Here is a 20,948-nt window from a genome sequence, read left to right as displayed (position 1 = left end):
GTTCGGTTGCAAATGCTAAGCCGTCGTGAAGGACCTTCCCCCCGAGTTCCGGCAACATTGCTGTCCGCACGCGTGGGGCAGCCCAACCACGCTCCCCTTGTCCCAGTGAACACGCACGCGCCCGGAGCGTCCGCTCGCGCCGAAGGATCGCTCGCATGCTGACCACGGCCTTCGGGGTGCTCCTCCTCGCGACCGCGCTGACCGACCTTGTGCTCACCACCTTGGGCAGCCAGCGCGCGGGGCGGATCGGCCGCTCCATCACCGAGCTCGCCTGGCGCCTTTTCCGCATCGTGCGCCACCTGATCGGGCAGCGCACGCACCGCTACAGCGGGCCGTTCATGATCGCCGTGGTCATCGCCTTCTACATTGCGCTGCATTGGCTCGCGTGGACGCTCCTCCTGCACGGAGCGGGCGATGCGGTCGTTCATGTCCGGGACCGGCGTCCCGCCGACCTGTTTGAGACCGCAGCCTACGCCATGGCGGGCCTGTCCACGCTCGGCGCTCGGACGTTGGAGCCCTCCTCGCCCTTCTGGGACCTCGTGTCCGGTCTGATGGCGACGAACGGCCTCATCGTGCTCACGCTCACCATGACGTTCGTGGTCAACATCACCACCGCGGTGGCGAGCGGCCGAGCGTTCGCCGTCCTCGTGTCGACGCGGGACGTCACCGAGCCCCAACTCTACGAGACGTTCGAGGAGCAGCTTGCCGAGCTCGTCAGCCAGCTCAACTCCTTCCCGCTCGCGCTGTACTACTCCTCACCGTCCAGCGGGCAACGGTTGGAACGCGCCATCGCGAGCTTCGTCGACGCCGCGCTCACCGAGGACAACGTCGAGCGGCTGCGCCCGATCCTGAGTGAGCTGCCGGGCGTGGAGGCGGAGGGCGGCGTCGACGACATCAAGCGCGAGATCGACGGTTGGGCAGAGCTTTACATGCTGCACCGGGCGAACTGACGGTTCGTCGTCGCACGCTGGGCGCCACGTGCTGGCGCAACGCTCGCGACGCTGATAGGCGGAGCCCGTGGCAGACACCGACAACGCTCCCGACGACATCGACCTCAAGGCGGCGCTCGAGGAGCGCTACCTCGCCTACGCGCTGTCCACCATCATGCACCGCGCGCTGCCGGACGTGCGCGACGGGCTGAAGCCCGTGCACCGGCGCCTGCTCTACGCCATGCTGCAGCTCCGCCTCGACCCGGGGCAGGCGTTCAAGAAGTCGGCGCGCGTCGTCGGCGACGTCATGGGCAAGTTCCACCCCCACGGCGACACCGCGATCTACGACGCGCTGGTGCGCCTCGCCCAGGACTTTGCGGTGCGCTACCCGCTGGTGGACGGGCAGGGCAACTTCGGCACCGTCGACGGCGATGCGGCGGCGGCTATGCGCTACACCGAGGCCCGGCTGACGGAGGTCGCGCGCCTCCTCCTCGACGGGCTCGACGAGGACGCCGTCGACTTCCGCGAGACCTACGACGGCCTCGACCGCGAGCCGGTGGTGCTGCCGGGGGGCTTCCCGAACCTCCTCGCCAACGGCGCGTCGGGCATCGCCGTCGGCATGGCGACCAACGTGCCCCCGCACAACGCCGCGGAGGTAGCGGACGCTGCGCTCCACCTCATCAAGCATCCCGAGGCACGGCTCGACACGATCCTCAAGATCGTGCCGGGGCCGGACTTCCCCACCGGAGGCATCATCGTCGAGCCGGCCGACGCCATCGCGGAGGCCTACCGCACGGGGCGTGGCGGGTTCCGTGTGCGCTCGCGCTGGTCGCGGGAGGAGGGCGCGCGGGGCATCTGGCAGGTGGTCATCACGGAGATCCCCTACCTCGTCCAGAAGTCGCGCCTCATCGAGCGCATCGCCGAACTCCTCGAGGCCCGCAAGCTGCCGCTGCTCGGCGACGTGCGCGACGAGAGCGCCGACGATGTGCGCATCGTGCTCGAGCCGCGCTCCCGGCAGGTGGACGCGGACCTCATGATGGAGAGCCTGTTCCGCCTCACCGACCTCGAGGCGCGCATCCCGCTGAACATGAACGTCCTGATGGGGGGGCAGGTGCCGCGGGTCGTCGGCCTCGTCGAGGTGATCCGCGCATGGCTCGACCACCTGAAGGTGGTGACGGTGCGCCGGGCCGAGCACCGCCTCGGCAAGGTCAGCCACCGCCTCGAAGTGCTCGACGGCTACCTCGTGGTCTACCTCGACCTCGACCGCGTCATCGCCATCATCCGCGAGGAGGATGAGCCGAAGCCTGCGCTCATCGCGGAGTTCACGCTCACCGACGTGCAGGCCGAGGCGATCCTCAACATGCGCCTGCGCTCGCTGCGCCGGCTGGAGGAGATGGAGATCCGCCGCGAGCACGAGCGCCTCACCGTCGAGCGCGGCGAGCTCGAGGCGCTGATCGCGTCCGACGACCTCCAGTGGGAGCGCGTCGCGGCCTCGGTTCGCGAGGTGCGCGACAAGTTCGGCCCTCGGACCGACCTCGGCCGGCGCCGCACGAGCTTCGCCGACGCGCCGACGACGAGCGCGGAGGACGTCGCCGAGGCGATGATCGAGCGCGAGCCGATCACCGTCGTCCTGTCGCAGCGGGGGTGGATCCGCGCGCTCAAGGGCCACGTGGACGACCTCGAAAAGCTCGCCTTCCGATCCGACGATGCGCTCGGCAGTCGGCTGCACGTCGAGACCACGGACAAGCTGTTGGTGCTTGCCACCGACGGCCGGGTCTACACGCTCGGGGCCGACCGTCTGCCCGGCGGCCGCGGACACGGTGAGCCGCTGCGCCTCATCCTCGAGCTCGAGGGCGGCGTCGAGGTCGCCTCGCTGTTCCCCCACGAGGCCGATGGCCAATGGCTGTTCGCGACGCGCGCTGGACGCGGCTTCATCGCCTCCGCCGACGACCTCGTCGGGACGACGAAGCGCGGCCGCCAGGTCGTCGCGCTGGCGACTGGCGACGCGGCGGTGGCGGCGGTTCCGGCGGCCGGCGATCACGTGGCCGTGCTCGGCGACAACCGCAAGCTCCTGGTCTTCCCGGTGGAGCAGGTGCCGACGCTCGCCAAGGGTCGCGGCGTGCGCCTGCAGAAGTACCAGTCGGGTGGGCTCGCCGCCGTCCGGACCTTCATCCTCGCGGAGGGCCTCGCAGCGGTCGGTGCGTCCGAGGCGGAGCAGCGGTTGAAGGGGGCCGACCTCGAGGCCTACCTCGGACAGCGGGCGACGACGGGCCGGCAGCTCGCACGTCGGACGAAGGGCCTCGCCTGATCGAGCATCCCAGGCCCGCGAAGGGACGCGGGCTAACGCCCCTGCGCAGGGCTCGCGAGCGGCCACAGCCTCACGTCGACGAGGCCGAAGGGTCGCGCGACGAGGAGGGACGGCGACCAGTGTCCCGGCCACTTCGGCCGGAAGATCCAATCGGCGCCGGTCATCGACACCGCGCCGAGCAGGGCGAACGAGCATAGGATGGCCGCCAACGTCACCGTCGGCACGGCGAGCCAGACGAGCGCGGGGTGGGCTGGGAGCGTGGCGAACGCCGCAGCGAAGATCGCTGCGAAGATCCAGTGCGAAAGGTAGAGCGGCAGCGTCCTGCGCCCGACGGCCGTCAGCGCCTGCCCGAGCCCGGCGATCTTCGAGGCGGTGGGCGCGATCGCAAAGGCCAAGGCGACGCCGGAGACGGCCTGTAGCGTCGTACCGGCGTTCGCGACGAGTTCGACGTCCGCGTGGCGCTTCAGCCAGACGGCACCGATGAAGACCGGCACTGCGACGAGGGCGAGGCGCACGGGTGCCCGCTGCGTCAACGCGAAGAGCGCGTCCCGGTAGAACGCTCCGGCCAAGAAGAACGGCAGGAAGCGCAGCGCATTGTCGTAGGCCAGCACGCCCGTCTCGACGAAGCCGAGGTAGGCGAGCGATGACGCAAGGATCGCAGCAGCCATGACGTGCGGTCGCGCCGAGAGCGGCGTCATCCGTGCGACGATGATGAAGACGAGCCAGACCCAGACGAACCACAGATGCATGACCGGTATGAAGGGGAAGACGAGCCAGGCCTGCGGGTCCGGCTGCTTCATGAACGGCATCACGGTGGCGTAGGTCAGCATGATCACCGACCACAGGAGGAGGACGACCGCGAAGGGGTAGAGCCTCGTGGCGACGACCTCCAGCCATGCCTTCTCGGCGAGCCGCGCCGAGAAGCAACCGGAAATGGCGAAAAACAGCGCCATCTTGAACTCGGTCAAATCGTGGAAGAACCAGTACCGTTCCGGGACGAGGTCATACTTCGCGAGCTCGATGCTCGCGTGCAACGCGACGACGATCACGATCGACGCGCCGCGTGCGAAGTCGAACCAGTCGATCCGTTGGCGCATGTCGTCCCCCGAGGGCCCTGATTTAGGCGAAAGTTCGGCAACGGATGACCTATAGTTCAGAAATGTCCGTGGACAACAAATCAACGGTGTCACGTTCCAAAAAACACACCCGAGAGTTGCCGAATGCGACCCGTGCACCGGATCGTGATCGCGCTCGACGGGAACGCCGTGTGCCTCGAAGTGCCCGGCGGACGCATGGCTGGGGCGGGTGGCAAGGCGGGCGGGCTGCGGACGCGGGGACGGCGTGCATCCCTCGCGCACCAGCACGACGGCGGTGACAAGCGCGCTCGGCGTCCCTTGGCTGGCGCGCACGGCACGGGGTCGTCCAAGCTCGCGTTCTGCAGGACCGGACCGTCCGCTACGGCAACCTTCAACGCGTCGTGGAGCGCGAGCGGGACGTCGGTCGAGGGTCGCGCCGAACGCCACCTCGATCGACCGAGCTTCAGTGAACGGCTGGAAGAACGGGCAGCATCAGCGCTGCGACGGCCGTGCGTCCCGCGCTAGATCCGCCGCTCGCCAGGAGCGCTCGCGCCGTGGGTTAGGTGCGCACCCATCCCTTGGCGCCGAGCCGTTCCTGAGGCTGGAACCTCGTCTTGTACGCCATCTTCTCCGATCCCTCGACCCAGTAGCCGAGGTAGACGTAGGGTAGCCCCATCTGCCTCGCGCGCCCAATGTGGTCGAGGATCATGTAGGTGCCGAGCGAGGCGGCCTCTCCGTCCGGCTCGTAGAACGAGTAGACCATGGACAGGCCGTCCGACAGCACGTCAGAGAGCGCGCAAGCCACGAGGCGGCCGCGCGCGCGGCCGCCCGGCTCGCGGTACTCGAAGAGACGCGTTGTGACGTGCGTGTCCTCAACCATCATCGCGTAGTCGAGCACGGTCATGTCCGCCATGCCGCCGTCGGCGTGGCGGGTGTCGAGGTAGGCGCGGAACACCGAGTACTGCTCGGACGAGGGCAGTGCAGGGCGCTCCCGCCGCTCGAGCCCCGCGTGCGCTCGCCATACGCGCCGAAGCGAGCGCGTCCACACGAAGTCGTCCACGATGACCCGGACCGAGACGCACGCGCGGCAGCCCTCGCACGCGGGGCGGTAGGCGATGTTCTGCGAGCGACGGAACCCGCCTTGGGTGAGGAGGTCGTTGAGCGGGCCCGCGCGGCTGCCCACGAGGTGGGTGAACACCTTCCGCTCGCTGCGACCGGGGAGGTACGGGCAGGGCGAGGATGCCGTCAGGTAGAACTGCGGGTGCTCGGCGAGGCGGCGGACGGTGACGCGGCGTCGCGGTCGGGACCGCGCCTCGCGCTCCATCGCGCCATGGGTCTCTTCCGTCTCGTCGAAGCGGTCGTTCGACTTCGCCATGGGTCGAGGAACGCCTCCGCGCTGTCGCCGGCCGCCACCGGAACGTCACACACCGTACCACCAAGGGGCGACGACCGAGAATGCGCCCCACAGTAGCAGAACGAGCGGCCCGCCCGCGACGAGAAAGTCCCGGTAGCGATAGTGTCCGGGTCCCATCACGAGAAGGTTCGTCTGATAGGCGACCGGCGTCGCAAACGAGGCGTTGGCCGCCAAGATCACTGTGACCACGAAGGGTTCGGCCGGCAAGCCCAGATCGGCCGCGATCCCGACGGCGATGGGGGTGAAGATCACCGCTGCCGCGTTGTTCGTCATGATGTTCGTGGTGAGCGCAATCAACAAGAACAGCGCCGACATGACGACGCCCGGCGCGCTGCCGGCGAGCGCCGTGGTGAGGGCGTCGGCGATGGCCGCCGCACCGCCCGTCGCCTGCAGCGCCGCTGAGGAGGCGATGGCGGAGGCGATCAGCATGATGATGCGCCCGTCGATGACGCGCGCGGCCTGTCGGGTGTTGAGGCAACGCGTCGCAAGCATGGCGAAGGCGCCCAGCATCGCCGCAGCGACGACCGGGACGAGCCCGGACGCCGCGGCGAGGACCACCGCGAGGAAGATGAAGATCGCGGTCGGCGCACGCCGCCGCGCTGGCACGTCGGCCGCCGTCCAGTCGATGAGAAGCACGTCGCGGTTGCCGCGCAGCTCCTCGATGCCGGCGCGACGGCCGGCGAACAGGAGCACGTCGCCCGCCTCCATGCGGATGTCGGCCATGGGCATGCGCGGCATGCGCGAGCGCCGCTCGATGGCGAGCACCACGCAGCCGACCTCGCCGCGCAGGCCCGACTGCGCCACCGTTCGCCCGATGAGGCGCGAGCCCGGCGCCACGATCGCCTCGGCGAGGGTGACGACGCCAGGTGGCCGATCCTGCCTGTCCTCTCCCGACATCACCCCATCGCCGGCCGACAGCGCCCGCTCCAGCGCCGTGCGCGTGGCGGCGACGATGACGATGTCGCCCGGCTGCAGGGTCAGCGCCTCGAACGGCGGCAGGTGCGGACGCTCGCCGCGCTGCACGAGGCGCACCGTCATGTCCCTGAGCTGCGGAAACATGCCCTGCTTCGACGTCGCGCCCACGAGGGGATGGCCCGGGCCGATCGGGATCTGGGCGATGAACTGCTTGCCGGCCGAGGTCGTGAGCGCCTCGGCCATCGTGCTGCGCTTGGTGAGGAGGAAGGGCATCACGACGAGGACGTAGGGCATGCAGACGAGCACGATGAGGAGGGCGACCGGCGTGAACGAGAAGAACGACAGGTCCGCCGCCCCGGTCTGCCGCGCCACTCCCGCCGCCAGCAAGTTGGTGGACGAGCCGATCAGCGTGGTCATCCCACCGAGGATCGTGACGAACGACAGCGGCATCAGGAAGCGCGACGCGCTGACCCTCAGCGCGCTCGCGAGCGTCGAGACGATGGGGATGAACATCACGACGACGGGGGTGTTGTTGAGGAATGCCGACAGGGTGGCGATCGCGACGAAGACGAGGCCGACGCCGAGCGCGCCGTGGGCGGTGACCCAGGCGACGAGCGTCGCAGCGGGTCGCTCCAGCGCGTCGGTGTGGAACAGCCCCTGCCCCACGACGAGCAGCGCGACCACGGTGACGAGGGCGGGGTTCGAGAAGCCCGACAGGAGGTCGCCCGCGCCGAGCCGGCCCTCGCTGGCCGGCAGGCCGAGGACGACGAACAGGACGAGGTAGGCCGCCAAGATGCCGAGGCTGATCGCCTCCATGGAGTAGCGCTCCGTGGCATAGAGCACGGTGGAGCCAGTGACGACGAGGAGCGTCGCCACCATCGCGATGTCGGCATGCATCTAGCGGTCGGCCCGCCGCGTCGTCACGGCCGCTCCTTGCGCAGGATTGGGTCCACAGCGACCGGCGCTCCGGCACGGTGCAGCGCCCCCCTTGCAACAGCACCCATCAGAACCGTCCGTCCACGTGGTCGGTGACGCGCGCGTTGAGCTGCGCGGCGCGGATCGCCTCGACGACGCGGGCGGTGTGGGCGTCGTCGCGTGTCTCGAGGGTGAGGCGGATCGAGGTGTCACGGGCAAGGTGGGTGAGCGCGAGGCGGTTGTGCGTCACTTCCAGGATGTTGCCGCCGGCGCCCGCCACCGCGGCGGTGAGGCGCGCAAGGAGGCCGGGCTCGTCGGGATAGTCCGCCTCCAGCGACACGATCCGTCCAGCGCGGGCGAGCTCGCGCACCATGATGGAGGCGAGGAGGCGTGGGTCGATGTTGCCGCCGCAGAGGACGAGGCCGACGCGGCGGCCGGCGAACGTCTCGGGCTCGGCGAGCAAGGCCGCAAGGCTTGCCGCGCCCGCGCCCTCCGCCATGGTCTTGGTCAGCGTGAGGAAGGCGTTGACCGCGCGCTCCAGCGTCGCCTCGTCGACGAGGACGACGCGCGAGACCAGGCGGCGGATGATGGGCAGCGTCACGCTCCCCACCGACTTCACCGCGATGCCCTCGGCGATGGTCGAACCGCCGCAGCGCGCGTCCGTCCCCGCGAGGGCAGCGTGGCACGACGGGAACAGCGCCGCCTCGACGCCCACCACCTCGACCTCGGGCCGCACGGACTTCGCCGCCGTCGCGACGCCCGCGACGAGGCCGCCGCCGCCGATGGGCACCACCAGGACGTCGAGGTCCGGCACGTCGGCCAGCATCTCGAGGCCGACGGTGCCCTGACCGTTCACCACCCGCGCGTCGTCGTAGGGGTGGACGAGGACGCGCCCCTCGCGCTCGGCGATCGTGGCGCACGCCTCGGCGCTCTCGGCGACGGTCTCGCCGGCGAGGACGACGCGCGCGCCGTAGCCCTCGGTCGCCGACACCTTCACGAACGGCGTGCGCTCGGGCATCACGATGACGGAGGAGATGCCGAGCCGGCCGGCGTGGTAGGCGACCGCCTGGGCGTGGTTGCCCGCCGACATGGCGATGACGCCGCGCGCCCGCTCGTCCGCGCCGAGCGAGGACAGCGTGGCGTAGGCCCCGCGCTCCTTGAACGAGCCGGTCGGCTGCATGTTCTCGTACTTGACGTAGACGGTGGCCCCGGTGAGCGCGGACAGCCGAGGGGCCTCGAGGCACGGGGTCCTAAGGACGACCCCCTCAAGGCGCGCGGCGGCAGCGCGGATCGCCGCCGGCGTGACCGCCTCGCCGGCCTCAGCCGGCGGCGAGGCGGCGAGCGGCACGGGGCGCGTGGTAGGTGAGGATGCCGTCCGCCCCCGCCCGCTTGAAGGCGGTCAGCGCCTCCATCATCGTGCGCTCGCCGTCGAGCCAGCCGTTGGCGGCGGCCGCCTCGATCATCGCGTACTCGCCCGACACCATGTAGGCGAACGTCGGCACCGCGAAGCGCTCCTTTACGCGGCGGATGACGTCGAGGTAGGGCAGGCCGGGCTTGACCATCACCATGTCGGCCGCCTCCTCGAGGTCGAGCGCCACCTCGCGCAGCGCCTCGTCGGTGTTGGCGGGGTCCATCTGGTAGGTGCGCTTGTCGCCCTTGAGCGCGGCCGTCGCGCCCACCGCGTCGCGGAACGGCCCGTAGAACGCCGACGCGTACTTCGCCGCGTAGGCCATGATGAGGACGTTCTCGTAGCCCGACCGGTCGAGCGCGGTGCGGATCGCGCCGACCCTCCCGTCCATCATGTCGGACGGCGCGATGATGTGGCAGCCGGCCTCCACCTGGACCTTCGCCTGGCGCACCAGCGCCTCGATGGTGGCGTCGTTGAGGATCTCGTCCCCCGCCATGAGGCCGTCGTGGCCATGGCTGGTGTAGGGGTCGAGGGCGACGTCCGTCATGATCCCGACGGTGGGCGCACGGCGGGCGATCTCCCGGCAGGCGCGGCAGACGAGGTTGTCAGGGTTTTTCGCCTCGGACCCTCCGGCGTCGCGCTTGTCGGGCCCCGAGTAGGGGAACAGCGCGATGACGGGGATCTTGAGGGCCGCGGCCTCCTCGGCCGCCGCGCCCACCTCGTCGACGGACAGGCGCTCGACGCCCGGCATCGACGCGACGGGCTCCCGCACGCCCGCGCCCTCGGTAACGAACACCGGCCAGAGGAGGTCGTTCACCGTCAGCTCGGCCTCGCGCACGAGGCGGCGGGACCAGTCGGCGCGGCGCGTGCGGCGCATGCGACGACCCTTGAGGACGGCGGCGACGTCGGGCGCGTCGCCGTCGATCATGCGCGGGTCGATGTCCATCCTGGCCTCGCCGTCCGTTGCCGTCGCAGGACGGTAGCGGACGGCGCGAGGGTCCGTCCATACGGCGCGGCAACGGGGGCGCCGAGCGCCCCCGCGACGCATGAGCCCGGTCAGGCGATCGCCATGTCCCCGAGGGTCGAAAGGTCGAGGTTGTCGACGACCACGATGTCGTTGCTGTCGCCGGTGAGGCGCAGCGTGGCGGTGTCGTCGTCGATGTTGAGGAGCTCGACGCCGTCGATGCCGTCGCCGAGGACAAGCTCGGTGACGACGTCCTCCGCCTCGTCGAGCGTCATCGAGAAGGCGTTGAAGGCGTCGACGAACGGGTTGCCGGTGGGCGCGCCGACGAGCAGCGCCGCGAACTCGTCGGAGACCGCCGACGCGTCGCCGACGAAGATGAAGTCGTCGTCGTCCGCGTCCAGGATGCCCAGCTCGTTCACCGCGTTGGCGAGGTTGACGAAGTCCTGCGCGAGGTCCGCGATCTCATCCTCGGCCCCGTCGATGATGAGGACGTCGGTGGCTGCGTCCTCGGCGGTGATCTCGAGGGTGATGTTGTCCTGATCGATGCCGATGATGTCGAACGCCACCGGCGGACCGAGGAACAGCGTGTCCTCCTCAAGCGCATTCCTGATGATGTCAGGTACGTTGGTTGAGGACATGTCGACGCTGCTGATGAACTCACCAGGACCAAGGTCGAAGGTGCCGTCGTCGTCGACGTCGAAGATCGCGAACTGTCGCTCGTCGTCGAAGATGTTGAAGTCGTCGGTCTCAGCCTCCTCCACCGCGTCGTTGATGCCGTCGAGCACCAAGGTGGCGTCGAAGCCGAACAGCGAGAAGCCGACGGAGAGGTTGTCGACGTCGAGGCCGATGAGCTCGAAGCCGGGCACGCCGTCACCGATCACAAGCTCCTCGACGAGCGTGGTGACGAAGGGCTGGAAGGGGGCAAGGATGCCCGAGGGCACGATGGCGAAGGAGCGGTCGGCGCTGGGGGCGGGGGGGAAAATCATGGTGCTTCTGCCTTTGATTTGCGCTGTCGCTGATACACGTGCCGCGTGCGTATCTTTCGGCGCGCCGGCACGCTACGGCGGCCTCAGCCCATAGTCCTTGACCCCGGCCGTCGTTGGGCGTTCGGAAGGCAAAATTTGGATGAATTTGGGCGGGGAAAAGTCTTTAGCCGCCAAAATGTCACTGTTCCGATTTTCATTTAGATGATCGGTTGCGTAGCAAAGTCTTAAAAGGGTAGATCGTTAGTTCCACAAGAAATTTACATGCTGATTTTCGCAAACCAACTTGCGTTCAAAAACTTGCTTATGAAAGCGAACGGTAGAACTTCTTGTCGTTTACGTGTAACTGTGCGTCAATGGCAGGAGTGCTTGGCTCCTCAGTGCAGCTCTACGCCGCGGGTGGGATGGGCACCGGAGCGGTTGGGCGCGACGCGCACTACAACCGGTTGTCCGGCATGACCCAAGGGGCAACCTGCGCCCTGAACGGTTTTACCGCGCATCCTGACCGGGACGCGCGGCACGGCGGTCGCTCGCGCAGCAGGCCGTGAGGGGGCCGGCGTGGCGCCGGTGAGGACAGGCAACGTGCGGCCCCGACCGAGGTCGGGCCGCACTGCGCGTCACGCCATCAGGTCGCTGAGGCCAGAGATGTTGTCGATGATGAGGATGTCGTCGGAGCTGCCGGAGATCGCGATCGTCGCGGTGTCGTCGTCGACGTTGATCAGCTCGACCCCACGGACCCCGTCGCCGAGCAGGAGCTCCGTCACGAGGGCCTCGGCCTCGTCCTCGTTCATCCGCCGCCCGTTGACGATGCGTCCGAACTCGCGGCTGACGTTGTCCGTCCCGCCGATGAACACCTGATCGGTCGAGTTGAAGTCGAACACGCCGATTTGGTTCTTGGTGTTGTTCAGGCGGATAAAGTCGTTGGCGACCGAATCGATCGCGTCGCCGACGCCATCGATGACGAGGACGTCGGTGGCGTCGCCCGTGCTGACTGCGATCGTCAGGTTGTCCTGATCGATCCCAAGCAGGGTGAGGTCGTCGTTGCGGTCGAATTGAATGTCACGCAGGAAGCCTTGAACGTTGCGCTCACCGAACGAGCCACGCGAGCCGAGGTCGAACTGGTCCGAGTCGTTGAAGTCGAGGATCGCGAACTGCGAGATGTCATCGCCGATGTTGAAGTCCGGACCGTCGTCATCGTCATCGTCATGGTCGCTGAGGTCGGCGGCGATGGAGGCGATCTCGTCGCCGACGTTGTCGATCACCGCGATGTCGCGGACGCCGTCCCCGTTCGTCAGCTCGAGCGTGACGTTGTCGACGTCGAGGCCGATGAGGCGAACGTTGTCGATCCCCATCCCGACATCGTCGTCGTCATCATCATCGTTTTCGGGGATGCCGATCTCGTGCCCAAACAGGGTGGCCTCGAGGACGTCGGACACCTCGTCCCGGCTGATGATCTCGCCGACGAGCTCCTCAAGCTCGTCACTCACCGCGCCAGTGGGCAGCGCGACGACGAACGGCAACGTGCCGAGATCGAAGATCTCGAGCTGCCGGTTGTTGTCGGATAGGTTGATGAAGGTTTCCATGGTGCCCTCTCCCTCGGTACGCCAACGACCGGATCCGACGCATGACGTGCGAACCACGTCAGTCGTCGCGTTTGGACACGATCGGCCGCAGACTGCCTGCGTATGGATATAAAGTATTCACAAGGGCAAAGTTCCCATCCTGTAATGTGTCAGCACGATGAATGTTCGTGATCATTTTGCATGAGAGCCTTGTATAGAAACAATGTTTCGCAGAACCCATCGACTACTCCAGTCGTTAATTCAGCAGGTTGTGAAGTTAGCTTTACGCGTTCCGGCGAACCTCTGCGGTGCGCTGGCCTCGTCGACGCGGGATGGCGAAACCAGCTGCGGTGCTACCGCAACCGGGCGGTCGCCGCAGGATTGACGGCACGGCTAGCGCGTCGTTGTGTGCCGGCGGAGGGACCATGGACTTTGAGCTGACCGAGGAGCAGGCCGCCATCCGCGCCATGGCGGCGGACTTCGCCGCCGAGCGCATCGCCCCGCACGCCGCCGACTGGGACCGCGACCACACGTTCCCGGTGGACACGCTGCGCGAGGCGGCGGCGCTCGGCTTCGGCGGCATCACCGTCGACGACGCGCACGGCGGGTCCGCGCTGACCCGGCTCGATGCGGCGATCGTATTCGAGGAGCTGTCGCGCGCCTGCCCGTCGACCGCGGCGTACATCTCCATCCATAACATGGTCGCCGGGATGATCGACCGCTTCGCCAGCGATGACCTGCGCGCGGCGCACCTCCCCGCGCTCGCCCGCATGGAGCGGTTCGCGAGCTACTGCCTCACCGAGCCGAACGCGGGCTCCGACGCCGCCTCGCTGAGGACCCGCGCGCGGCTCGACGGAGGCGACTACGTCCTCGACGGGGCGAAGGCGTTCATCTCCGGCGGCGGCGCGGCCGACGTCTACCTCGTGATGGCGCGCACCGGCGGAGAGGGGGCCGGCGGGATCAGCGCCATCCTCGTGGAGAAGGGCACGCCGGGCCTCTCCTTCGGCGCGCAGGAGGAAAAGCTCGGCTGGCACTCCCAGCCGACGGCGGCGGTGCTGTTCGACGGGTGCCGCGTGCCGGTCTCGAACCGCGTCGGCACCGAGGGGCAGGGCTTCAAGATCGCCATGGCCGGGCTCGACGGCGGCCGGCTCAACATCGGCGCGTGCTCGCTCGGCGCGGCGGCTGCGGCCCTCGACCTTGCGACCCAGCACGTCAGGGAGCGCCAGCAGTTCGGCCGTCCGCTGGAGGCGTTCCAGGCGATCCAGTTCAAGCTCGCCGACATGGCGACGGCGCTCGAGGCGGCGCGCCTCCTCCTCCACAAGGCGGCCCGCGCGGTGGACGCGCATGCGCCGGACGCCACGGCGCTTGCCGCCATGGCCAAGCGCCTCGCCACCGATACCGGGTTCCAGGTCGTCAACGAGGCGCTGCAGCTGCACGGCGGCTACGGCTACCTGCGCGACTACCCGTTCGAGCGCCTGCTGCGCGACCTTCGCGTGCACCAGATCCTGGAGGGCACCAACGAGATCATGCGCGTCATCATCGCGCGGCACCTGCTGCGTCCGGCCAACCGATGAGCGACATCCGCTTCGAGACCGCAGGGCGAGCCGGCATCGTGACGCTCAACCGTCCCGAGGCGCTGAACGCGCTCACCGAGGCGATGGCGGAGGCGCTCGGCGAGGCGCTCGCCGAGTGGGCGCGCGACGACCGGGTCGAGCGGGTCGCCGTGCGGGCCGAAGGCAAGGCGTTCTGCGCCGGCGGCGACATCCGCGACATCTATGAGCGACGCGCGGGTGCGATCGACTTCTTTGCCACCGAGTACCGCACCAACCACGCCATCGCGACGTTCCCGAAGCCCTACGTCGCGCTGATCGGCGGGGTGTGCATGGGCGGCGGCGTCGGCGTGTCGGTGCACGGCGACGTGCGCGTCGCCTCGCCGGGCATCGTGTTCGCCATGCCCGAGGTTTCCATCGGCCTGTTCCCGGACGTCGGGGCGAGCCACCTGTTGTCACGCATGGAGGGCGAGGCGGGCATGTGGCTCGCGCTCACCGGGACGCGGCTCGGTCGCGACGAGGCGGCCGCGGTGGGGTTCGTCACTCACCCGGTCGACGACGGCGGCCTCGAGGAGGCCCTCGACCGCATCGTCGAGGCACGCGACCTCGACCGCGTCCTTGCCGACCTCGTCGTCCGCACCGAGCCGCTCGAGCCGGAGCGCGCCGCGATGGTCGCCGACGCCTTCGCCGCCGACAGCGTCGAGGAGGTGCAGGACCGCCTCGCGGCGACCGAGACCGAGGCTGCATCGAAGGCGGCGAGCGCCATCGCAAGGGTTTCGCCGACCAGCCTTGCAGTGACGCATCGTCAGGTCCGCCAAGCGCGCACTTCGAGCGTTGCCGAGGTGCTGCGCACGGACTTTCGCATCGTCTCGCGCATCCTCGACGGGCACGACTTCTACGAGGGCATCCGCGCGAGCGTGATCGACAAGGACCGCGCGCCACGCTGGGACCCGGCGACCCTCGCGGCGGTGGACGAGGCCGACGTCGCCGCGCACTTCGCCCCGGGACCCCACGGGGATCTGCCCCTCACCGAGGCCCGGTCCGATGTCGCCTGAGGACGAGCGCGAGCCCACAGGCTCCACACCGACCGAGGCCACGCCGCCCCCGCCCGCGGGCGAACGCCTCGTGCGCCAGGCTTTCGCCAAGCGGGCCGGCGACGCGCTGGGCCGCCGGGCTGCAGGCGAGGCCGCGCCCGCGCGGCCGGTGTCGCAGGCGAAGGCGGGTTCCGACGTCCCTCGTCCCGACGGGCCCGCCCAGCGTGTCCGTCCCGCGCAGGCGCGATCGGCCGAGGCCGCGAAGGAGGCGCCGGGAGATGCGAAGGTCGGCGGGGTGGCTCCCACCTCAGGCGGGTCGAAGCAGGCGCGCACCGGCGCGATGCCGGCACTTCTCCAGCAGGCGCTGGGGCCGTCCGCTCCCCGGGAGGGGACCAAGCACGCGGGCGACGGACTGGCGACGACATCCGCGCGCCTCGCGGACGCCGCGGCGAAGGCGCCCGGCGCGGCGCTGCCGATGCCGGCCCCGGCCACAGTACCGGTGCCGGCTGCGCCGGGGTCCGGGCTCGCATCGACGCCCGTCCCCCTGGCTCGAAGGCGGACGTCGGCGGCCTCTGGTGCGGCGCCCCTGTCCATCGTCGCCCTCCACGTCAACGGCGCCGAAGAGGGGGCGACGCGCGATCCCCTATCGCTTGCGAGCGCGCTCTTGGTCCGGCTGGTCGCGCTCGTCTGGCTTGCCGGCACCGTCCTCGTCTGGATGCGCCTCGTCGGATACGGCGGCGCGCCGCTGGCGCCGAGCTGGTCCGATCCTGGCGGCCTGTGGTGGACGACGGTGGCGGCGCTCGTCATGCCCGTGGCCGCGGTCGGGCTGTGGCTCCTCGCCTCCTGGGGGTTCGTGGTCTGGACGACAGCCCTCGCCCTCGGCGCAGCGGCGATCGCGCTGGCGCCGGACCTTGCGCCGTTCGGCCCGGGCGCGCTGTGGGCCAACATCGCCGCACTTGCGCTCGCGGTGGGGCTCGCCGCAGCGCGGCTGCGCCGGCACGAGCGCCGGGTCGTTGGCGCCTGACGAACACGGGAGGACCCATGGCACGGATCGCATTCCTCGGGCTCGGCAACATGGGTGGGCCGATGGCAGCGAACCTCGGCAAGGCGGGCCATGAGGTCGTCGGCTACGACGTCGTCGCCGCCGCTCGGGACCGTCACACGGCCGCAGGGCACGCGGTTGCCGCAGCGCTCGGCGAGGCGGTGGCCGACGCACAGGTGGTCATCACGATGCTGCCGGCGGGCCCGCAGGTCGAGGAGGTTTATGGCGGGGCGGACGGCGTCCTTGCCGCGGCGGACGCGAGCACGCTCCTCATCGACTGCTCGACCATCGACGTCGCCACCGCGCGCCGCGTCGCAGAGGCGGCCGAGGCGCGCGGGCTCGCGATGGTGGACGCACCCGTCTCCGGTGGCACGTCCGGCGCCGCGGCCGGCACCCTCACCTTCATGGTCGGCGGGCCGGAGGCGGCCTTCGCGCGCGCCGAGCCGCTGCTCGCGGCCATGGGCAAGACCATCGTCCACGCCGGTGACGCCGGTGCCGGTCAGGCGGCGAAGGTCTGCAACAACATGATCCTCGGCATCTCGATGATCGCCGTGTCGGAGGCGTTCAACCTGGCCGATGCCCTGGGGCTCGACCGTCAGAAGCTTTTCGACATCTCAAGCACCGCCTCCGGGCAGTGCTGGTCGCTCACCACCTACTGCCCCGTGCCTGGCCCCGTGCCGACGTCGCCGGCCAACCGGGACTACGCGCCCGGGTTCACCTCCACGATGATGCAGAAGGACCTCGCGCTCGCCGCCGACGCGGCGACGTCGACCGGGACGGCGACGCCGCTCGGCGCGCGGGCCCTCGAGCTCTACGAGGCGTTCTGCGCCGCTGGCGGCGACGCCACGGACTTCTCCGGCATCGTGCGCCACCTGCGCAGGAAGTAGCGCGGTGCGCCCTCGAAGTACCGCCGCGTCGGGTCGGACCTGTCCTCGAACGCCGCTGAGACCTCCGCCGCGTTGGGTGAAGGGCGACGCATGATGCAGCCCTCGTCAGCCTTCGCGCCGGCGGACGCTGCGGCATGACCGGGGACAAGGTCGCCTCGGCGTCGGTCCACGAGGCCACCGTCACGGCCAGGACAACCTGGCGGTTCGTGCGCCTGACGACCCAAGCGGGCGAGGCGGGGATCGGTGAGTTCACCTTCGAGCCCGCGCCGGCCGACGTCGGCGAGCGCATGACGCGCGCCGCAGAGGCGCTGATCGGCGCGCGGGCGGATCGCTCGGCCCTGGCGGTGCTCGGCGACCTCGTGCACGGCGGCTTCGGCCCGGCGACGCTCTACAGCGCGCTCGAGCAGGCGCTCACGGACCTCGAGGCCCGCGCCGCCGGCCTGCCGCTCGTCCGTCACCTCGGCGTCGCGGAGGCGCGTGGGGTGCCGCTCTACGCCAACATCAACCGGCGGACGGTGAGCCGCACGCCTGAGGGGTTCGCAGGGAGCGCCCGCGCGGCGAAGGAGGCGGGCTTCAGCTGCATGAAGCTCGCCCCCTTCGACGGGCTGACGCCCGCCCTGTGCGGCACGCCTGAGGGCGAGCGCCTGATCGCCGAGGGCCTTGCGAGGGTCGAGGCGGTGGCCGCCGCCGTCCCACAGGCCGCGGTCATGGTGGACTGCCACTGGCGCTTCACCGAGGATGCGGCGCACGAGGTCGTCCCGCTGCTGGAGCAGGCCGGCGTCGTCTGGTTCGAGTGCCCGCTGGCGGAGACGGCGGACGCGGTGCCGGCGCTCGCCCGGCTGCGCGAGGCGGCCAACGCACGGGGCATGCGGCTCGCCGGACTCGAGACGATGACCGGTTGGGCCGGCTTCGCCCCGTTCGTCGAGGGCCGCGCCTACGACGTCGTCATGCCGGACATCAAGCACTGCGGTGGGCATGCCGCGCTCATCGAGATCGCCGAGAGGGCGGCCGCCTGCGGCGTCGCGACGTCGGCGCACAACCCGTCGGGCCCCATCGCCCACGCCCACAGCCTGCACGTCACACCTAGGCTCCCCGGCGTCGAGCCGCTGGAGGTGCAGTTCGATGAGACGCCACGCTTCGACGAGTTGACGACGCCTCCGCCGCCGCGGCGCTCTGGGACCAGTTCGCTCCCCGACGGCCTCGGTCTCGGCCTCACGCTCCGCGCCGGCGACGATGCTGATGAGCGCAGTTCGCGCCCGTTGTGAGGCGGGGTGGGATCCCCGACATCAGGCGAAGCCTGATCCACCGTCATGGCTGGCGGCGGAGGGTCAGCCGTGATGCCCAAGCTGCCTTCTTGATGATCTTCGCCTTCGCGTCGTGCGCGCCATCGACGACGCAACGTCCCGTCGCCAGGCCGCGGCACGGTTCGACGTCGCCCCGTCCACCGCGATCCGATGGTACGAGGAGTGGCGACGGACCGGCTCGTGCCGCGCCAAGCGCCTGGGCCGGGCGATCAACGGTGTCGGGTTCGAGGCCCATGTGGAACAGGTTCTCGCGCCGCGCTTGTCGCCGGGCGACATCGTCGTCATGGACAACCTCGGCAGCCACAAGAGCAGACGCGTTCGCGATCTGATCGAGAGCGCCGGCGCCAATCCGATGTTCCTCCCGCCCTACAGCCCCGACTTCAACCCGATCGAGATGGCGTTCGCTAGGATCAAGGCTCTCCTGCGCAAGGCCGCCGAGCGAACCCATCGCCGACCTGTGGGACCGCATCGGCGAGGTCCTCGACCTCGTCACGCCAGCACAGGCACGCGCCTACTTCAAAGCCGCAGGCTATGACCCGGATCGAGCGCGAACCGCTCTAGGTCCGGGCGAAAGCCTCATTCAGCCGGCGCGAGCTCGCGGCGCCGTCGAGCGCGACGCGCCCGTCGCGCAGGGCCTCGGCCGCGTCGAGGAAGGCTCGCAGCGCGACCTTGGCGAGGCCCGAGCCCAGCGTGACGCGGCGCACACCGAGCGCGCGGAGCGCGGCCAGGTCTTCGCTGACGCCGCCCAGCCCCGCGATCACCGAGACGGGCACGGACGACGCCTCCACGACGGCGCGGACCTCGTCCTCCCCCGTGAGGTAAGGCACGTAGATCACCATGGCGCCGGCGGCGACGTACTGCGGGATGCGCGACAGTGCCTCGCTGAGCCCGTCCTTGCCGTAAGGCTGCAGCGCCTCGCAGCGGCCGGTGAGCACGAAGTCGCTGCCGGCGCGCTCGATGGCCTCTCGCGCGGCCTCGAGCCGCCGGCAGGCGGCCGACGGCTCATAGAGCGGCTCCGGCCGGTCCGTGGCAAGGTCCTCGATGGAGCAGCCCGCGACGCCAGCCTCGATGGCCGCCTCGACGGTGGTGGCGACCTCGTCCGGCGTCACGCCGTAGCCGGACTCGAAGTCGCCGTTCACCGGCAGCCCGCTCGCCTCGCCGAGCGCCGCCGCGTGCGCGACGGCAACCTCGCGCGTGATCGTGCCGTCGGGCCGTCCGAGCCCCCATGCGCAGGCGGCCGAGGAGCTCGCGAGCGCGCTGAACCCGAGGCCCGCCAGCAGCCGTGCGGTCCCGACGTCCCACGGGTTGGGCAGGACGAGGAAGTCCTCGTGCAGCGCCGCGAACCGGCTCGCGGCGTCCGGCACGGTGACGGTGGGGCTCAGCGGAGCAGGGTGCGGTCCGGGCACGCAGGGTCCCTCGTGATCCACGACCCTAGCGCTTGGCGCGGCCGGCGTCTCGCGCCGCAAGCTCGAGCTTCATGCCGACGTGCGTCGCCTTGAAGTCGAGCCGCGCGTAGAACGCGTGAGCTGCGGTGCGCGAGGCGTCCGACGTGAGCTGGACGATGCCGCACCCCGCCGCCTCCGCACGCTCGACGAGGTGCCCGATCAGCGCCGCGCCGAGCCCGCCGCCGCGGTGGCTCGACGCGATCCGGACCCCCTCGATGAGCGCGCGGCTCGTGCCGCGTCGGCTGAGCCCGTGGAGGATCGTGAGCTGCGCGCAGCCGACGACGACGCCGTCCTCCTCCGCCACCAGGAGGTGGTCGTGCGGGTTGGCCTCGATCGCCTCGAAGGCGGCGACGTACGCGGGCGCCGGCGGGTCCGAGACCGTCTCCCGTCCCGCGCCGAGGACGTCGTCCGCCAGCAGCGCCACGATGGCGACGACGTCCTCGGCCCTCGCCTCGCGCATCCGGACATTCGACGGCACGGGGACCTCCGACCGTTGCGCGATCACTGCGGGAACGAGCGCGCGCCGACGGCCGACACCGGCAGCATGAGTTTTACGGAGCCAGCGTCCCGGAAGCGCAGCGTCACGCTGACCGCCTCGCCGGGTTCGGGGACGCGCTCGAGGGCCATGAACATCAGGTGGTTTCCGCCCGGCGCGAGTGTCACCGTCGCGCCGGGTGCCACGACGACCCCGCCCTCGATGGGCGCCATGCGCATCATGCCGTCGGTCATCGTCATCTCGTGCAGCTCCACGCGCCCCGCGAAGTCCGCCTCGGCGCCGCCGAGCACGTCCTCCGCCTCGCCGGCGTTGGTCAGGGTGAGGTAGCCCGCTGCGACGCTCGCCCCCGGCGGAGCGCCGCGCACCCACGCCCCCTCGATGGCGATGTCTCCGGCCCGTGCGGAACCTGCGCTCGCCCCTTGCGCGGACATCGCAGGGGCGCCCGTCGCCGTCGCCCGATCGGCCCGGCCGCCTGCCTGCGCGAGCTGCACGCCGACGAGCGCGGCGCGCTGCGTGTCGGGCCGAGCGAACGGTCCCGTGGCCGCGGCATCGGCCGTGGGAGGCAGCAGCGCAGCAAGGAGGGCCGCCGCAAGGGAGGCGCGCATCATCATCGCATGTCCGTCGGGTTGAGCGACGTCGGCTCTACCGCACCCGCGTCGCGGACGCGATGGTGGAGGAGGCCGCAGCGTGGCGCGTGCGCCGCACCGCCGAGCCGA

At 70.4% G+C, this 20,948-nt stretch carries 17 protein-coding genes and 2 pseudogenes; 9 read left to right on the top strand and 10 right to left on the bottom strand.

The window, feature by feature from the left end; genetic code table 11:
* The first annotated feature begins 155 nt into the window (after nucleotides 1-155).
* Nucleotides 156-950: a hypothetical protein gene (locus ACOOE8_RS00990; RefSeq protein WP_420393053.1), complete on the top strand. Its 795-nt coding sequence runs from the start codon at nucleotides 156-158 to the stop codon at nucleotides 948-950.
* Nucleotides 951-1,017: 67 nt separating this feature from the next.
* Entirely contained in the window at nucleotides 1,018-3,237 is a 2,220-nt protein-coding gene (gene parC / locus ACOOE8_RS00985; RefSeq protein WP_420393052.1) for a DNA topoisomerase IV subunit A, read from the top strand.
* Nucleotides 3,238-3,269: 32 nt separating this feature from the next.
* Here parC and ACOOE8_RS00980 read toward each other — a convergent pair whose 3' ends face one another.
* The 7 genes from ACOOE8_RS00980 to ACOOE8_RS00950 form a co-directional block, all read right to left on the bottom strand.
* Nucleotides 3,270-4,334, bottom strand: a complete 1,065-nt coding sequence (locus ACOOE8_RS00980) for an acyltransferase family protein (protein ID WP_420393051.1) — start codon at nucleotides 4,332-4,334, stop codon at nucleotides 3,270-3,272.
* Nucleotides 4,335-4,872: 538 nt separating this feature from the next.
* Nucleotides 4,873-5,637, bottom strand: a complete 765-nt coding sequence (locus tag ACOOE8_RS00975; RefSeq protein WP_420394585.1) for an arginyltransferase — start codon at nucleotides 5,635-5,637, stop codon at nucleotides 4,873-4,875.
* Nucleotides 5,638-5,733: 96 nt separating this feature from the next.
* Complete coding sequence (locus ACOOE8_RS00970; protein ID WP_420393050.1) at nucleotides 5,734-7,539, bottom strand: SLC13 family permease; 1,806 nt, start codon at nucleotides 7,537-7,539, stop codon at nucleotides 5,734-5,736.
* Between the two features lie 106 nt (nucleotides 7,540-7,645).
* A complete protein-coding gene (locus ACOOE8_RS00965) occupies nucleotides 7,646-8,905 on the bottom strand; it encodes a threonine ammonia-lyase (protein ID WP_420393049.1) in 1,260 nt (419 codons plus the stop codon).
* Entirely contained in the window at nucleotides 8,877-9,893 is a 1,017-nt protein-coding gene (gene hemB, locus ACOOE8_RS00960) for a porphobilinogen synthase (protein WP_420394584.1), read from the bottom strand. The genes ACOOE8_RS00965 and hemB overlap by 29 nt, the downstream gene beginning before the upstream one ends.
* Nucleotides 9,894-10,021: 128 nt before the next feature.
* A complete protein-coding gene (locus ACOOE8_RS00955; RefSeq protein ID WP_420393048.1) occupies nucleotides 10,022-10,915 on the bottom strand; it encodes a hypothetical protein in 894 nt (297 codons plus the stop codon).
* 614 nt (nucleotides 10,916-11,529) lie between these two features.
* Complete coding sequence (locus ACOOE8_RS00950) at nucleotides 11,530-12,495, bottom strand: hypothetical protein (protein ID WP_420393047.1); 966 nt, start codon at nucleotides 12,493-12,495, stop codon at nucleotides 11,530-11,532.
* 404 nt (nucleotides 12,496-12,899) lie between these two features.
* On the opposite strand from ACOOE8_RS00950, the gene ACOOE8_RS00945 reads away from it, so the two are divergent.
* From ACOOE8_RS00945 to ACOOE8_RS00915, 7 genes and pseudogenes are all read left to right on the top strand, one after another.
* On the top strand, nucleotides 12,900-14,048 hold the full coding sequence (locus tag ACOOE8_RS00945; protein WP_420393046.1) for an acyl-CoA dehydrogenase family protein: 1,149 nt from the start codon (nucleotides 12,900-12,902) through the stop codon (nucleotides 14,046-14,048).
* A complete protein-coding gene (locus ACOOE8_RS00940; RefSeq protein ID WP_420393045.1) occupies nucleotides 14,045-15,079 on the top strand; it encodes an enoyl-CoA hydratase/isomerase family protein in 1,035 nt (344 codons plus the stop codon). The genes ACOOE8_RS00945 and ACOOE8_RS00940 overlap by 4 nt, the downstream gene beginning before the upstream one ends.
* Complete coding sequence (locus tag ACOOE8_RS00935) at nucleotides 15,069-16,082, top strand: hypothetical protein (RefSeq protein ID WP_420393044.1); 1,014 nt, start codon at nucleotides 15,069-15,071, stop codon at nucleotides 16,080-16,082. Before ACOOE8_RS00940 ends, ACOOE8_RS00935 begins: the two co-directional genes overlap by 11 nt.
* Before the next feature lie 17 nt (nucleotides 16,083-16,099).
* On the top strand, nucleotides 16,100-16,987 hold the full coding sequence (gene mmsB, locus ACOOE8_RS00930) for a 3-hydroxyisobutyrate dehydrogenase (RefSeq protein WP_420393043.1): 888 nt from the start codon (nucleotides 16,100-16,102) through the stop codon (nucleotides 16,985-16,987).
* Nucleotides 16,988-17,121: 134 nt separating this feature from the next.
* A complete protein-coding gene (locus tag ACOOE8_RS00925) occupies nucleotides 17,122-18,252 on the top strand; it encodes a mandelate racemase/muconate lactonizing enzyme family protein (protein WP_420393042.1) in 1,131 nt (376 codons plus the stop codon).
* A 112-nt stretch (nucleotides 18,253-18,364) separates the two neighbouring features.
* A pseudogene (locus tag ACOOE8_RS00920) lies at nucleotides 18,365-18,412 on the top strand (hypothetical protein); the annotation flags it as partial.
* Between the two features lie 84 nt (nucleotides 18,413-18,496).
* A pseudogene (locus ACOOE8_RS00915) lies at nucleotides 18,497-18,833 on the top strand (transposase); the annotation flags it as partial.
* A gap of 15 nt (nucleotides 18,834-18,848) precedes the next feature.
* Here ACOOE8_RS00915 and ACOOE8_RS00910 read toward each other — a convergent pair.
* The 3 genes from ACOOE8_RS00910 to ACOOE8_RS00900 are packed head-to-tail and all read right to left on the bottom strand — an operon-like array spanning nucleotide 18,849 to nucleotide 20,843.
* Nucleotides 18,849-19,697, bottom strand: a complete 849-nt coding sequence (locus ACOOE8_RS00910; RefSeq protein WP_420393041.1) for an isocitrate lyase/PEP mutase family protein — start codon at nucleotides 19,695-19,697, stop codon at nucleotides 18,849-18,851.
* 25 nt (nucleotides 19,698-19,722) lie between these two features.
* Nucleotides 19,723-20,214: a GNAT family N-acetyltransferase gene (locus ACOOE8_RS00905; RefSeq protein WP_420393040.1), complete on the bottom strand. Its 492-nt coding sequence runs from the start codon at nucleotides 20,212-20,214 to the stop codon at nucleotides 19,723-19,725.
* Nucleotides 20,215-20,237: 23 nt separating this feature from the next.
* The gene (locus tag ACOOE8_RS00900) at nucleotides 20,238-20,843 is read right to left on the bottom strand and encodes a copper chaperone PCu(A)C (protein WP_420393039.1); all 606 of its coding nucleotides are present in this window, start codon (nucleotides 20,841-20,843) and stop codon (nucleotides 20,238-20,240) included.
* Nucleotides 20,844-20,948: the final 105 nt, after the last annotated feature.

It is taken from the genome of Acuticoccus sp., assembly GCF_965213555.1.
In the GTDB taxonomy this organism is placed as follows: domain Bacteria; phylum Pseudomonadota; class Alphaproteobacteria; order Rhizobiales; family Amorphaceae; genus Acuticoccus.
Note: the sequence above shows the minus strand (reverse complement) of the source record. Positions and strands in the feature narration are given on the sequence as shown.